The organism is Hymenobacter jeollabukensis (assembly GCF_005771675.1).
GTDB lineage: Bacteria > Bacteroidota > Bacteroidia > Cytophagales > Hymenobacteraceae > Solirubrum > Solirubrum jeollabukense.
Genome location: NZ_VAJM01000003.1, coordinates 453365 through 467657, shown reverse-complemented (window position 1 = coordinate 467657; position 14293 = coordinate 453365). Strand labels below are relative to the sequence as shown.

Genomic DNA, 14293 nt, shown 5'->3' with positions numbered 1-14293 from the left:
TTCAGGCTCGTTGAGCGTCAGCTCACCAGTTCACCAGCTCACTATTTCACCGTAAGGCGCTGCACGCCGCGGCGGCCGTTGGCGTCGGTGGCTTCGAGCAGGTACACGCCGGCGGGCAGGGTGCGCACGTTCAGCTGGTGCTGGCGCTGGGCGGCATCGGCCTGCTGCATCACGCGGCCCAGCAGGTCGCGCAGCACTACGCGGGTGGCGGTGGGCGTTTCCACGGTCACCACGTCCTGGGCCGGGTTGGGGTACACCTGCAGCGGCAGGGCCTCGGCCGCCCGGGTGCGGGCGCTGGTCACGGTGTTGCGGGGGGCGAAGAGCAGCAGCCCGCCGGTTTCGGTGCCCGCCACCAGCTCGGGCCGGCCGTCGGCGTTGAGGTCGGCCAGGGCCAGGTGGTAGCGGCCACTGGTACCGCGGCCCAGGCGCGAGGTTTCGTACTGCGCGTTCAGGGTGTTTAGGAACAGATCGGTCCGGTCAAAGAGCACACCGGACTGGGCGCGGTAGTTGGCGTACAGGTGAATCGTGCCGGTACCGTCGACGGTCATCAGGTCAGGCGTGCCGTCGCCGTCCACATCGGCCACGGCGGGAGCCAGGCGCTGGGGTTTGGCACCGTTGCCCAGGCGAATGGCGCCGTAGTCGTTGCTGACCAACGTGAAGCCCGTGGCCAGGGGTTGGGTGGGGTTGCGGCGGTAATAGCGGAGCGAGCCGCTGTTGGTGCCGGCCTCAGTGCCCAGGAGCAGGTCGAGGTACCCGTCGCCGTCCACGTCGGTGAAGCAGGGCGCGTCCAGCGCGCCGTTGCCGATGCTGTCCAGATAGTTGAACTGCGCGGTATTAAAGCTTACCGCCTGCCCGGCGGCGGCCGTGTTCAGGTAGTAAAAAATGAACGACGACCCGTTGTAAGCGCTGCCGAAGGCCAAATCCAGGGCGCCGTCGTGGTTCAGATCGGCCAGCACCGGGCGCATGTTGCCAAAGCTGCGCGCCGAAAGGCCCAGGTAGTCACTGGTTACGAGGCTATACACCGGCTGCGCGCCCGTGCCTACGTTGCGGTAGTAGGCGAGCTGGGAGCGGTAGCCGGGGCTGGAAAAGGGCGTTCCGTACTGGTCCATGCCGGTAGCCACCAGCATGTCTACCTTGCCGTCGCCGTCGATGTCGCCGAAAGCCGCGGCCGCGGCCTCGCTTTGATCAAGCATCTGGCTTTGCAGGAAGCTGCCGGTGCGCCGCACGTACACCGGAGCGGTAGCCGTGCCGGTGTTTTCGAACCACACGCCGTTGTTGCGCAGGCTGGTCATGTCGGTATGGTCGACCTGGGCCGAGGCCACCAGCAAGTCCGTTTTGCCGTCGAAAGTCACGTCGACGAGGTACGGGGCCGGGTAGGTGGTCACCGAAACGGGGCCGGCCCCGTTCGGAATGCTGGTGAGCACGCTGCTGGCGTTGGTCGCGGCGGCGGCATTGGTGCCGGTATTACGAATGGCGGCCAACTCCACGGCTAGGTCGCGGCCTATCAGCAGGTCCTGGTCGCCGTCGTTGTCGAAATCCTGCAGCAGCAGGGCTCCGCCGCTGGTGTGGTTGGGGCGGCCGGTATCGGCGGGGCGGCACTGGGTGCCCGCGGTGGCGTAGCTGGTACCCGAGAGGCCGCAGTAGCGCAGGCCCGCCCAGGCTTCGGCCGAGCGGTAATTGAAGGTGAGCCCGCCGCAGCTCGTGCTGATGTTCTGGTAGTACTGAATGGTGGAACCGCCGAGCGGGCTGATCATCAGGATGTCAAGCTTGCCGTCGCCGTTGACGTCCTGAATGGCCGGCACGTCGTAGGGGCTAACGTAGACGCCGGTTACGTACGGCCGCCCGTCGATTTGCTGCGACTCCAGCTGCGCGCTAACGAGCTGCAAGGTGGGCCGCCCGCCGGCGCCGGCTACGTTCCGGTACAGGCGCACGTCGGACCCGTTGTTCGAGGCCCAGAGGTCGGGGCGGCCGTCGCAATCGTAGTCGCGCAGCAGGACCCAGTTGGTCAGGTCGGCGGGGAAGATGGTTTCGTAGTCGGGGGCGTATACCCAACGCTTGTTGGCGCCCGTGCCCGCGTTCAGGAAGGTGAGCACGCGGCCCGTCATGCGCTCAAACACGAACAGATCCTGCTGCCCGTCGCCGTTGAGGTCGATGTTGGAAAACTGCGGGCTATCGAAGCCGCCCACCCAGGCCTGGCGCAGGGTGTCGCCGGCGACCAGCACCGTGGCCAGGCGGGGGCGGTACTCAAAGCCGAAGCGGCTGGTTTGGGCGGCCACGCTCAGCGGCAGCAGCAGGGCCAGTAAGGCGGGTAAACGACGCAGCATAGCGGAGGAAGTGGGGGTAATCGTCAGGAATGATCCTGAAAAAGAAAATTAGGTTGGAACAAACAGCAAAATTTGCGCCGGAGCGGTTTGGTTCCGTTCCCAATGTACGCCACCCCCGCCGGTATGTCGCCGATTTCCATTCCTGACCTCTACGCCCACTTTCAGCAGTGCCGCCGCGTGAGCACCGACTCGCGCCAGCCCCAGGACCAGACCCTGTTCGTGGCCCTGAACGGCCCTTCTTTCCGCGGCGCCGACTTTGCCCCGCAGGCCCTGGCCCAGGGCGCCCGCGTGGCCGTGGTCGACGATGCCGCCCTGGCCGCCACCGACCCGGCGCGCTACGCCTACGTGCCCGACACACTGCTGGCCCTGCAGGAGCTGGCCCATTACCACCGCCAGCAGCTCAGCATGCCCGTGGTGGCCGTGACGGGCTCTAACGGCAAAACCACCACCAAGGAGCTGCTCAGCGCCGTGCTCAGCCGCCGCTACCGGGTGCAATACACCCGCGGCAACCTCAACAACCACATCGGCGTGCCGCTGACCCTGCTCAGCATCGACCCGCAGCAGCACGACATGGCCGTGGTGGAAATGGGGGCTAACCACCAGGGCGAAATCGACAGCTACTGCCGCTACGCCGAGCCCACGCACGGGCTCATTACCAACATCGGCAAGGCCCACCTCGAAGGCTTCGGCGGGGCCGAGGGTGTGGCCAAAGGCAAGGGGGAGCTGTTTCGCTACCTGGCCGAAACCGGCGGCACGGCCTTCGTGAACACCCAGGACGCGCGCCTGCCCGCGCTGGGCCAGCTGGTGCCCGCGCGCGTGACCTACCCGAGCCCGGGCGACACCTACCCGGCCGAGCTGCTCACAGCCGCCCCGCAGGTGGCCATGCGCCTGTTCGACGGCACGCCGGTGGAAGCCACCATCACCGGGGCCTACAACTTCGTGAACCTGGCCGCCGCCGCCGCCGTGGGGGCGCACTTCGGCGTGCCGTCGGCGGATATTGCCGCCGCCCTGGCCGCCTACGACCCCAAGAACAACCGCTCCCAGCTGGTACGTACTGAGCTCAACGAGCTGATTCTGGACGCCTACAACGCCAATCCGTCGTCGATGGCCGCGGCCATTGCCAGCCTGGCCGCCCGGCCCGGCGAGGCGGCCCGCAAAGTGGCTATCCTGGCCGATATGTTTGAGCTGGGCGACGAAAGCGCCGCCGAGCACCACGCCCTCGGCGACCTGCTGGCCCGCCAGGAATTCGGCCTGGTGCTGCTCATCGGCACCGAGATGCAGCGGGCCCAGCGCCCGGGATTCCGCCACTTCGCCACCAAGGCTCAGGCGGCCCACTGGCTGCACGAACATCCGCTGGAAGGCCGCCTCATCCTGGTGAAAGGCTCCCGCGGCATGGGCCTGGAAACGCTGGTTGGTGAGTTGTGAAATGGTGAAATGGTGAGTTGACGTTCTGGCATCCGGCCTCATGAACGTCAACTCACCATTTCACCATCTCGCTATTTCACCTAAAACGGCGACGCCAGTTCGCTCAGGCGGGGCAGAATTTCGTCTTTGGGCGACACGTTGGGGGCGTCGGCCCCCCAGTCGATGCCGAGGGCGGGGTCGTTCCAGAGCAGCCCGCCCTCCGAAGCCGGGTGGTAGTAGTTCGAGCACTTGTAGAGGAAGATGGTGTCGTCGTCCAGGGCCAGGAAGCCGTGGGCGAAGCCGACGGGCACGTAGAGCATGTTGGCGCGCTCGGCCGTGAGCAGGGTACTGGTGTGCTGGCCGAAGGTGGGCGAGTCGCGGCGGATGTCCACCACCACGTCGAGGGCGCGGCCGCGGGCCACGCGCACCAGCTTGGCCTGGGCGTAGGGCGGGCGCTGAAAGTGCAGGCCGCGCAGCACGCCGGCGGCCGAAATGGACTGGTTGTCCTGCACCCAGTCTTCCTCGATGCCGGCCTTTTCGGCCAGCAGCCGGGCGCTGAACGACTCGAAAAACGTACCGCGGGCGTCGCCGAACACGCGCGGCACCAGTTCGATAACTCCGTTGATCGGGTGTTGAATTACTTCCATCGGGCAAGCAAAGGGAGAGGCATGGGGAGAGGCGGCCGGCGCCGAAAACTACGCAGCAGCGGCCGGAAGTGGAATTAGCGGCGGCCGATTTCGGCCACGGTACGCAGGTATTTGTCGAGCACCAGCCGCTCGTCGAACTTGGTTTCGGCCAGGCGGCGCGAGGCCTGGCCCATGCGCCGCAGCTCGGCGTCGGGCAGGCCGAGCACCCGCAGCATCTTGGCCGCCAGGTCGCCCGAGGAGCGCACCTGGCAGAGGTAGCCGTTGTCGCCGTCGACGACGGTTTCGCGGCAGCCGGGCACGTCGGTGGTGACCAGGGGCTTGCCCAGGGCGGCGGCTTCGAGCAGGGTTTTGGGGGTGCCTTCGCGGTACGAGGGCAGCACCACGCAGTCGGCCTGCCGGATGTGGGCGGGCACGTCGTCGGAGGTGCCGAGGTACTCCACGTTGCCGGCTTTCATCCATTCCTCGAACACGGCGCGCTTCACCCCGACTCCACCCGACTCATCAATCCCGCCGAGCAGCTGAATGCGGGTGCCGGGCACGGCCTGGCGCACCTGCCGGGCGGCTTCGAAGTATTCCTCCACGCCCTTTTCGTAGAGCACGCGGGCAATCATGAGGAAGGTGAAGGGCTCGTGGCGCACCGGGGCGGCGGGGTCGGGGCGAAACTTGTCCACGTCGATGCCGGAGCCGGGCACGAGGTCGGTAATTTCCTTGCGCAGCAGCTTGTGTTGCAGAAACAGCTGCCGGTCGTCGTCGTTCTGGAAAAACACCCGCTTCGGGAACTGGAACGCGAAACGGTACAGGCCCAGGGCCACTTTGCTCACCATATTCTGCACGATAAACACCGTGCCGAGGCCCGACACGTTGTTGGCGCAGGGGATGCCCGCCAGCTTGGCCGCGATGGTGCCGTAGATGTTGGGCTTGATGGTGTAGTGCAGGATGACGTCGGGCCGCTCGCGGCGGTAAATCTGGTAGAAGCGGCGCGTGAGGGCGGCATCCTTTACCGGGTTGGTGCCCTTGTTTTCCATCGGGATGGGCACGTAGCGGCAGCCCAGCTCGGTTTCCAGCCGGGCGGAATAATCATCCGGGGGGGCAATGGCCAGCACCTCGTGGCCGGCCGCCTGCAGGGCGCGCACGAGGTTGCGGCGGAAGTTCCAGATGTTCCAGCTGGTATTGATGACGATGGCAACGCGCATAAAAAAGCCGGCGCGGGTTGGGCACCGGTGCGGCAAAGGTAGCACGAGCCGCGGGGCTACGCCGCATCGGGCAGGTCGGTTGGGCAGTTGATGCTCGGTTGACCTTGTTGACGCTCGGTTGACCAGGTTGAGGAGGCGGTTACAGCCGTTGACGGGCAGCTGCCCTCGTTGAGGCCCCAGCCAAAGCCGTTGACGCGCCCCGAAGGGTAATTGAGAAGCCGGACAGGGCATCCGCAAGGCTCTTGACGCCGCCGTGATGGCCCTTGAAGCGGCGGCTACGCCCGTGGAGGCGTTGCGCCGGGTCGTCGACGCGGCGCGGGAAGCGGCCTCGCCGCTCCCGGATACGCCAACGCATTCCGGAAGCGGCGAGGCCGCGGCGAAAACGGGTCCGGCCGGGCGCCGCTAGCGGTGGCGTACCTGCACCCGCTGCCGGGCCGGGCGGCCGGGCAGCTGCAGGAAATACGCGCCCTCCGGCAGCCCGCGGGTGCGCAGCTGGTGCTGCCCCGGCGCCAGCCGCGCTACCGGTGCGCCGGCGGCGTCGTAGAGGGTGGCCCCGGCGTTGCCGCGCACGGTCAGGGACTCGTCGGCGGGGTTGGGGTAGGCGGCGGCGCGGGCGCTGCCCATGCCGCAGGTGTAGTCGAAGTCAGCGCAGAAGAAGGTGCCCACCTGCACGGGGTTGACCGGCGCGGGCGCGGGGTTGCAGCTGTTACGCGCTTCCACCGACAGGTCGAACGTCCCCTGCGGATCGGTGATGTAAACGGATACCTGGCTGCCGGTGGAGCCGAAGCGCAGCCGGGCCCCGCTGCCGCTGATGGACCACTGAAACGTGGCGGCGGGGTCGGCGGCCCGGACCGAGAAGAACACGATGCCGGTATTGCACAGGTCACGGTCGTTGTAGGTCAGCTCCTCGGGCTGCGGCGGGCCGTAGCTGGCCTGAAAGCCTCGCGGGTCGCTGGCGGCGCAGCTGGCGTTGAGGGCCTGCACCTGTACCGTGCCGCTGCCGCCGCCCGTGGCCGAGCCCACCGTGACGCTGGCGCCGGTGGCCGTGGTGCTGCCGTTGACGCGCAGCGAGCCGGTGGTCGTCCAGGCGTAGCTGGTGGCGCCGGGGGCGCTGGCCGTCACGGTGGTGGGCTGGCACAGCACTTGCACCTCCCCTACGGGCTGCGGCAGGCCGCTGAGCGTGGGCGGGGCCACCTGCGGGCTGAAGCCCACCGAAACCGCCTGCGAGACGCTCACGGCCGGCGTCACGCAGCTATACACGGCCGAGGCCGTGACGGTGCCGCCGCCCGTGCCGCTGGGCGTCACCGTCACGGAGGCCCCCGTGGCCGGTCCCGTCCAGCCCGCGGGGTAGGTCCAGTTGATGACCGGGTTGCCGATGGCCGGACTCAGCGCGGCCGTGAACGTGAGCGGGCGAGTATCGCCGCAGGTCAGGCTCGGGTTGGCCGGTGCCACGCTCAGCGCCGGCGTGCGCGTGACGCCGAGCGTCACCCAGTCGCTGACGTAGGTTTTGAGCGACAGGGCCAGGTTCTGGAAGTTGCAGGTGGAGCTGTAGGCCCGCGCCTGCACCTGCCCGTTGGCGCCGCCGGCGGGCACCACCACGGTGATGGCGCGGCCGGTCACGTACTCGCCCTGCGCGTCGGGCGCCACGTTTTGCACTTGCCAGCCCGCGGGCACCCGCCAGACGTAGGTGGTGATGACGTCGCCCGGGGCGCTGGGAAACTCGCGCTGCGGCACGGAGTAGGTGTACGCCTGCCCGCTGCTGCACGGGTCGATGGTGGCCGGCCCGCTAACGGGCCCCGGCGTCCAGCCGCTCAGCGACTTGACCGAGAGCAGCTCGACCAAAGCATCCGGGGCGGTGGCAGGATCGTAGCCGGTTATATTTCCATTATTATCAAAACGGGGGCTTTCCAGTTGCGGCGTGATCTTGCCGGGCCACGCATCGTTCCATTGGACGGTAAACGTGGCCGCCTGGCTAGAGGAAATGGACGGCGTATTTGTCAATGAGCCATTCTGAATACTGGCAGGGGTGCTTTTCAGGCGCCAGCCCGCCGGGATATTGCCCAGCGTGTAGCTGCGCGTTTCGCCCGGACATACTTCCTTGATGTACGCCAGTTCTGGGCTGAGGCGAGGGGAGCGGACAGCAACGACAATAGCGCAGCTGCCAAGCCCCCGAGGAGCTTGTAAACGTGTTTCATAAGACGAAAAACGGGATTAGGTTATCTGCCGAAGCAGTAATGCACCGTCACCTGACGGAGGAGTTGCAGCCGCAGTTCATAGCTATAATCTATTGTCAGAGGGTCACTGTAGGATCGAACAAACGCTTCATTGGTGTCTAGTCTGACCCGCTTTGATTCGGTATCGATTCGCAGCTTAGCGTAGGAGCCGGTAATACTGGTTTCGGAGCTGATATAAAGCCAAGCTGTATAGTAGAAGCGTAGAGAAGCAAACGGACGCACGAACAATGAGTGCGTAGTAAAAGTGTTGCGGCTTTCCTCGTAGACGGGGACGGGGTTACCGTTCTGGTCGCGGATGCCGGTGTCGCCCGTGTTGAAGGTGAGCCGGTACCGGTACTCGCGGCGGTAGCCGGCGCCCACATCGGCCCCGGCGGCCACGGCCCAGCGCCGACCGAGTGGGCGCACCCACTCCAGGCCCGCGCTCAGCTCCAGCTGGGTGGTGCGGTAGTCGAAGTCGTCGTTGACGGTGGGCCAGTACGGGTCGTCGCGCTGCTGCCGCTGGTAGCTGCCCTGCGCGCCCAGGCGCAGGGCGCGGCCACCGGTGCCCAGGCGCCGCTTGTAGAGCAGGCCCACGGGAAGGGCGCGGTTGCGGGTGAAAAACCGGTCCAGCACCGGGCTGGCCGTCAGCCCCAACTCGTGCCGGTGGGTGGTCGTGGTATCAGGCGCCTGGGCCTGCGCAGAAGTGATAGGAAGCCCCGCCAGCAGCGGTAACAGAGCGCGGTAGTACTTCATCGACAAGCAAAGCGGTAGTGAATCCACGCCAAGCCCGCCAGGAGCTTGTGAACGTGTTTCATAAGACGAAAAACGGGATTAGGTTACCTGCCGAAGCAGTAATGCACCGTCACCTGACGGATGAGATGTAGTCGCAAATGCCAGTCATAGTCTATGGTCAAAGGGTTTCCATTGATAGTCTGGATGTATGCTTCATTGGTATCAGTACGTACCCTTTTAGAATAAAACACATCATCAAGCCGAGTGTAGGAGCCAGTAATACTGGTTTCAAGGCTGGCGTAGAGCCAGGGCGTAACATAGAAACGCACGGAGGCGAAAGGGCGCAGCAACGCCGTGCGGTAGGTAAAGGTGGAACGATCTTCTTGGTAGACGGGGACGGGGTTGCCGTTCTGGTCGCGGATGCCGGTGTCGCCCGTGTTGAAGGTGAGCCGGTACCGGTACTCGCGGCGGTAGCCGGCGCCCACATCGGCCCCGGCGGCCACGGCCCAGCGCCGACCGAGTGGGCGCACCCACTCCAGGCCCGCGCTCAGCTCCAGCTGGGTGGTGCGGTAGTCGAAGTCGTCGTTGACGGTGGGCCAGTACGGGTCGTCGCGCTGCTGCCGCTGGTAGCTGCCCTGCGCGCCCAGGCGCAAGGCGCGGCCACCGGTGCCCAGGCGCCGCTTGTAGAGCAGGCCCACGGGAAGGGCGCGGTTGCGGGTGAAAAACCGGTCCAGCACCGGGCTGGCCGTCAGCCCCAACTCGTGCCGGTGGGTGGTCGTGGTATCAGGCGCCTGGGCCTGCGCAGAAGTGATAGGAAGCCCCGCCAGCAGCGGTAACAGAGCGCGGTAGTACTTCATCGACAAGCAAAGCGGTAGTGAATCCACGCCAAGCCCGCCAGGAGCTTGTGAACGTGTTTCATAAGACGAAAAACGGGATTAGGTTATCTGCCGAAGCAGTAATGCACCGTCACCTGACAGAGAAGTTGCAAGCGTAAATTCCAGGCATCCTCTCTGTAAAGCGGACTGCCATTATATGTCTGTATGTACGCTTCGTTAGTGTCTGTCCGTACTCTTCTGGCGCTGCCGTCTGTGCGAAAACGGGTAAAAGAGCCCGTTACGGCTGCCTCGAAGCTGGTGTAGAGCCAAGGCGTGACATAGAGTCGTAAGGCAGTGAAAGGACGCAGCACTGCTGTGCGATAAGTGAAAGTAAACTCCTCTTCCTCATACACAGGCACGGGGTTGCCGTTCTGGTCACGGATGCCGGTGTTGCCCGTGTTGAAGGTGAGCCGGTACCGGTACTCGCGGCGGTAGCCGGCGCCCACATCGGCCCCGGCGGCCACGGCCCAGCGCCGACCGAGTGGGCGCACCCACTCCAGGCCCGCGCTCAGCTCCAGCTGGGTGGTGCGGTAGTCGAAGTCGTCGTTGACGGTGGGCCAGTACGGGTCGTCGCGCTGCTGCCGCTGGTAGCTGCCCTGCGCGCCCAGGCGCAAGGCGCGGCCACCGGTGCCCAGGCGCCGCTTGTAGAGCAGGCCCACGGGCAGGGCGCGGTTGCGGGTGAAAAACCGGTTCAGCACCGGGCTGGCCGTCAGCCCCAACTCGTGCCGATGGGTGGTCGTGGTATCAGGCGCCTGGGCCCGGGCGGCCAGCGCGCAGGCGGCCAGGCAGAGCGTGGCGAAACTGAAACGGAGCATAAGCTAAGCGAACATGAGTGCGCCGGCAAGCTAGCCCCGGCGCGGCATAGGGCGGCAAAGCACGGCCACCCGGCCCCGGCACGCCAGGAAGAACGCCCCGCGCCCGTGACGCGGCCACCACCGGGCACCCGGCGCATTTACCCCCCCACAAAAACCAACCGCTTAGCCAACAGCCACTTAAGCAAAACATCCTGCTTTTTCTTCCTTTGCTCAGTATAGGATTTGTGACCACCCGGCGCGGCGCGCTGCCGCTGGAGCCACACGGGCGGCGTACTCGTTGCGGAGGCCCCGCACGAGCCAGGCCGTACCTTTGCCGCCGGCTCCTGCTTCGGTCCCCAAAACCTGCCGGCATTCCTGGCGGGACATAGACCCGCGCTAGCCCACCGCTCCCGTTGCCCGTTCAGCTCTGGCTTGCTTATCGATGAATTTTCTGCGTTTTCTGTTGCTGCTGCCGCTGCTGTGCGGCTTTTCATTCCCGGCTTCGGCCCAACAAAAACCAACGGCGGGCGTGTTCGTCGATAAGCAGGGCGTGCTGCGCTGGGAGGATACCAAGCGTGAGGTAGCCCTGTTCGGGGTGAACTATACCGCGCCTTTTGCCCATGCCTACCGGGCGCACCAGGCCGTAGGAGCTGATGTGGAGCAGGCCATTCGGCAGGACGTGTACCACCTGGCCCGGCTGGGCGTCGACGCCTTCCGGGTACACGTCTGGGACGTGGAAATCACCGATACCCTGGGCAATCTGCAGCCGAACGAACACCTGCGGCTGCTCGATTTTCTACTGGCCGAACTCAAGCAGCGCGGCATCAAGACCATTCTGACGCCCATTGCCTACTGGAACAACGGCTACCCCGAGCCGGACTCGGGCACCGGCTTTTCCAGCATCTATTCCAAGGCCGAGGCCTACGTGAACCCGCGCGCCATTGCGGCCCAGGAGCGGTACCTGACGCAGTTCCTCAACCACCAGAACCCCTACACCAAACTGCTGCTGCGCGACGACCCGGACATCATTGCCTTCGAGGTGTGCAACGAGCCGCGCTACCACGAGCCCAAAGCACAGGTGACGGACTTTGCCAACCGCATGGTGCGGGCCATGCGGGCTACCGGCCTCAGTAAGCCTATTTTTTACAACATCGCCGAAAACTACGCCGTGCACGAGGCCATCCTCGACGCCAACGTGGACGGGCTGACCTTTCAGTGGTACCCGCAGGGCCTGGTGAGCGGCCACGAGCTGCGCGGCAACCTGCTGCCCTACGTCGACCAGTACCCCATCCCCTACCGCAACGACCCGCGCTTCCGGCGCCGGGCCAGGATGGTGTACGAGTTCGAGTCGGCCGACGTGCTGCAGCCCATCATGTACCCGATGATGGCCCGCAGCTTCCGGGAGGCCGGGTTTCAGTGGGCCACGCAGTTTGCCTACGACCCGCTGGCCATTGCGCCATTTAACACCGAGTACCAGACGCACTACCTGAACCTGGCCTACACCCCGAGCAAGGCCATCAGCCTGCTCATCGCGGGCAAGGTGTTTCGCACGGTGCGGCGCAATCAGCAGTTTCGCCGCTACCCCGCCGATTCGGTGTTCGGCCCGTTCCGCGTCAGCTACCGGGAGCAGCTCAGCGAGATGAACACCGACGAGGAATTCTACTACACCAACACCACCCGCACCGCCCCGAAGAAACCGACGAAGCTGCGGCACCTGGCCGGTGTGGGCTCCTCGCCGGTCGTCACGTACGCCGGCACCGGCGCCTACTTCCTCGACCGGCTGGCCCCCGGCGTGTGGCGCCTGGAAGTCATGCCCGATGCCGTGCCGGTGCGGGACCCGTTCGAGAAGACGTCGTTGCGGAAGGTGGTGACCAGCATTCAATGGAACGAGCAGCCGCTACGGGTGCAGCTGCCCGACCTGGGCGCGTCGTTCACGCTGCGCGGCCTCGACACGGGCAACCGTGCCGAGCAACGGGCGCAGGATGGCAAGCTGCGGGTGCGGCCGGGTACCTACCTGCTTGCGGTGCGCGACCAGGACGCGCAGAAGTCGATAACGCAAGATGCCAAAGTGGGTGCGCTTGGCCTGAGCGAGTTCGTGGCCCCACGGCACTTCTTGCTGTCAGAGCCCGTCATAGGTACGGGGGCGGTGCAGGCAACTCCGCCTCCGCAAACTACGGCGGGCCAGCCGTTGCGGCTGCGCGTACAGGTGGCCGGCGCGGAGCTACGGGACAGCCTGCTACTAGTGGCCCAGCACTTCTACGGCCGCACCCTGCGCCTGCCCATGACGCGCCTGAACATTTTCACCGCCGAAGCCACCGTGCCCGCCGAACTGCTGTACCCCGGTCTGCTGCGCTACTGGGTGGTGCTGAAGCCACAGGATAAGTCGAAGGGCCTGCCGACGCTGACCTTCCCCGGCGCCGTGCCGGGCCAGCCCTCCGACTGGGACTTCTACTCCCAGGAGCACTGGGAAGTGCCCATTGTGGCGGCGGGCAGCCCGCTGCCGCTATTCCGCGCCGGCCACGACCAGCGCCGGGTGGAAGTGCGCGGCACCGAAAACGCCTTTTCCGGCTGGGCCGATTACGTGACCACGCCTGCGGGCGAACTGACCCTGCGTCTGGTGGTGCCGGTACCCAAAACGGGAGCCAGCACATCCGAAACGGCCCCGGCCGTGAGCCTGCGGGCCTACTTTGCCGATCAGCTGCAGGGCCGCACCGGGGAGCTGGCCGGCGCCCAAGAGCTGCTGGTGCGCGCCCGCACGAGCCAGCCCGGCGCCGCGGTACAGGTGCTGCTCGTCACCAGGAATGCGGCGGCCTATGCCGCCCCGCTCACGCTGACTGCGGACTGGCAAACCGTGCGCATCCCGCTCAGCCGCCTGCAGCCAGCCCCGCTGCTTATCACCCCGCGCCCTTACCCCGGCTTTCTGCCCCTGCACTTCCAGCCCGCCACCCAGCCCGCCCAGCTGCGCCTCGCTGACGCGGAGGTGCTGCAAATCGTGGTCGACGGGCCGGCCATGGGCAGCCCGCTGCAGGTAGATATCGAGTCGGTGCAGCTGCAGTAAGGGCGGGGCGAAGTCCGAGGCAAATGGAGACCGGACGACCGGGGCCCGCGCGTTTGGCCGTACCTTGCTGCTTCGTTCCACCCGCCCTCACCCCATGCTCACCACCCCGCGCCTGCAGCTGATTCCGTGTACGCCGGCTCACTTCGAAGCCGCGCTGGCCGGCCACCACGTGCTGGCCGCCGTGCTGGGCGTGGCCGCCGAAGCCGGCTGGCCCGGCTCGGAGGAAGCCCGGCAAGCCCTGGCCCCCGGCTACCAGCACCTGCGCCGCGACCCGGGCCTGGCGCCCTGGTGGATCTACCTGCTCGTGCACCGGGCCGATCAGCGGCTCATCGGGCTGGCGGGCTTCAAGGGCCGCCCCGATGAGCAGGGCGCGGTGGAACTCGGCTACAGCGTGGCTGATGCCTACCGCGGGCAAGGACTGGCCACCGAAGCGGCCCAGGCCCTGGTGCAGTACGCCTTCGCGCAGCCCGCCGTACGCCGCGTGACGGCCCTGACCCAGCCCCAGCGCAACGCCTCCTGTCGGGTGCTGGAAAAAGCGGGTATGGCCTACGAAGGCCCGGTGCTCGACCCGAACTGGGGCGAAGTCTGGCAGTGGGGCCGCCTGCGCCCGGTGGCCGCCCCGGTGTCACTGGCCGCGCCGCTACGGGCCGCCGGCCTGATCCTGCTGCTGGCCCTGGGCAGCTGCGGCGGCGAGGCCGACAACGCCACTGCCCCGCCGACCGCCGCGCCCGCCGATGCCGTTGGCTTGGTCGATGCGGGCCAGGCCCTGTTCGAGCAGAACTGCGCCCTTTGCCACGGCCCCGACGGCAAGCGCGGCCTCAACGGTGCCCACGACCTGACCAAGAGCAACCTCAACCAGATGGGCCGGGCATACATGGTCACGAACGGCATGGGCAAGATGCCCGCCTTCAAGGGCCAGCTCACGCCCGAGCAGATCGAGCAGGTGGCCGCCTACAGCCTCACGCTGAAATAGCCCTGACCCTGGCTACGGCGTAGGCGCGTTACCCTCGCGTTACTTTTGCCGTATGTGACAGGCAGCCCCAGCTTCCCCTT

Annotated in this window: 10 protein-coding genes; 3 read left to right on the top strand and 7 right to left on the bottom strand. The window is 66.6% G+C overall.

Annotated features, from left to right (window positions below):
- Window positions 1-41: 41 nt before the first annotated feature.
- A complete protein-coding gene (locus FDY95_RS09340) occupies window positions 42-2324 on the bottom strand; it encodes a T9SS type A sorting domain-containing protein (protein ID WP_138077046.1) in 2283 nt (760 codons plus the stop codon).
- Between the two features lie 102 nt (window positions 2325-2426).
- On the opposite strand from FDY95_RS09340, the gene FDY95_RS09335 reads away from it, so the two are divergent.
- Window positions 2427-3749, top strand: coding sequence for a UDP-N-acetylmuramoyl-tripeptide--D-alanyl-D-alanine ligase (locus FDY95_RS09335; protein ID WP_246073973.1), 1323 nt, complete (start codon window positions 2427-2429; stop codon window positions 3747-3749).
- Between the two features lie 80 nt (window positions 3750-3829).
- Here FDY95_RS09335 and rfbC read toward each other — a convergent pair whose 3' ends face one another.
- The 6 genes from rfbC to FDY95_RS09305 form a co-directional block, all read right to left on the bottom strand.
- Entirely contained in the window at window positions 3830-4375 is a 546-nt protein-coding gene (gene rfbC, locus FDY95_RS09330; RefSeq protein ID WP_138077043.1) for a dTDP-4-dehydrorhamnose 3,5-epimerase, read from the bottom strand.
- Between the two features lie 74 nt (window positions 4376-4449).
- Window positions 4450-5568, bottom strand: coding sequence for a glycosyltransferase family 4 protein (locus FDY95_RS09325; RefSeq protein ID WP_138077041.1), 1119 nt, complete (start codon window positions 5566-5568; stop codon window positions 4450-4452).
- A gap of 402 nt (window positions 5569-5970) precedes the next feature.
- Window positions 5971-7410: a T9SS type A sorting domain-containing protein gene (locus FDY95_RS09320; protein WP_138077039.1), complete on the bottom strand. Its 1440-nt coding sequence runs from the start codon at window positions 7408-7410 to the stop codon at window positions 5971-5973.
- Between the two features lie 374 nt (window positions 7411-7784).
- Complete coding sequence (locus FDY95_RS09315; protein ID WP_138077037.1) at window positions 7785-8534, bottom strand: hypothetical protein; 750 nt, start codon at window positions 8532-8534, stop codon at window positions 7785-7787.
- A gap of 83 nt (window positions 8535-8617) precedes the next feature.
- Window positions 8618-9370 (bottom strand): hypothetical protein, encoded by a 753-nt coding sequence (locus FDY95_RS09310; RefSeq protein WP_138077035.1) that lies wholly within the window; start codon window positions 9368-9370, stop codon window positions 8618-8620.
- An 83-nt stretch (window positions 9371-9453) separates the two neighbouring features.
- Window positions 9454-10203 carry a hypothetical protein gene (locus FDY95_RS09305; protein ID WP_138077033.1) on the bottom strand — a complete coding sequence of 250 codons (750 nt, stop codon included), beginning with the start codon at window positions 10201-10203 and terminating at the stop codon, window positions 9454-9456.
- Between the two features lie 421 nt (window positions 10204-10624).
- On the opposite strand from FDY95_RS09305, the gene FDY95_RS09300 reads away from it, so the two are divergent.
- Together FDY95_RS09300 and FDY95_RS09295 are read left to right on the top strand one after the other, a co-directional pair.
- Window positions 10625-13240, top strand: a complete 2616-nt coding sequence (locus FDY95_RS09300; RefSeq protein ID WP_138077031.1) for a glycoside hydrolase 5 family protein — start codon at window positions 10625-10627, stop codon at window positions 13238-13240.
- A 94-nt stretch (window positions 13241-13334) separates the two neighbouring features.
- Window positions 13335-14213, top strand: a complete 879-nt coding sequence (locus FDY95_RS09295; protein ID WP_138077029.1) for a GNAT family N-acetyltransferase — start codon at window positions 13335-13337, stop codon at window positions 14211-14213.
- The last annotated feature ends 80 nt before the right edge of the window (window positions 14214-14293 follow it).